Source organism: Citrobacter sp. VF227 (genome assembly GCF_052950715.1).
In genome coordinates this window covers 1-457 of sequence record NZ_JBRFVF010000451.1, presented here as the reverse complement: position 1 = coordinate 457, position 457 = coordinate 1, and the positions used below count along the sequence as shown (strand labels likewise).

Below are 457 nucleotides of genomic sequence, written 5' to 3'. Positions count from 1 at the left end.
ATACAGCGCCTCGGCCTGGGCCTTGCTCGCCGCGCGGTCGACGGCCACAGCATGCTGGGTCTTGAGCTGCTTGAGTTCGCGCTCCAGGCGATCCTTCTGGTCGCGCAGGGCGGCACGGTCGGCCAGGGCCTGCAGCGCCGGTGGCTCGATATGCGAGAGATCGATGGACAGGCCCGGCACCGAGAAGGTGTCGACCTTGAAGCGGTCCAGCACGGCCTCGACCGCCTTGACCCAGTCGTCACCCTCGGCAGTGATGCCTTTTTCGCCGAGCGGCAGGCTGAACAACTGGCCGTTGAACAGGCGCATCAGGCGGTCGACATCGGCCTGGGAGAACTCTTCGCGCAGGCGCGAATAGCTGTTGTTGTCGGCGTGATCGAGCTGTTGCCGGACCGACTTCAGGCGCTTTTCCAGGTCGCGCAGACGTTCGTCGAGGTCCTCGCTGGAGAACTGGCGGGAC

General features: G+C 65.6%; 1 protein-coding gene. It reads right to left on the bottom strand.

Translation table 11 applies throughout. The features are described 5' to 3' along the window. Positions 1 to 457, bottom strand: a 457-nt coding sequence (locus ACU8YC_RS27280) for a hypothetical protein (protein WP_446896298.1), incomplete at both ends; no start/stop codon positions are given.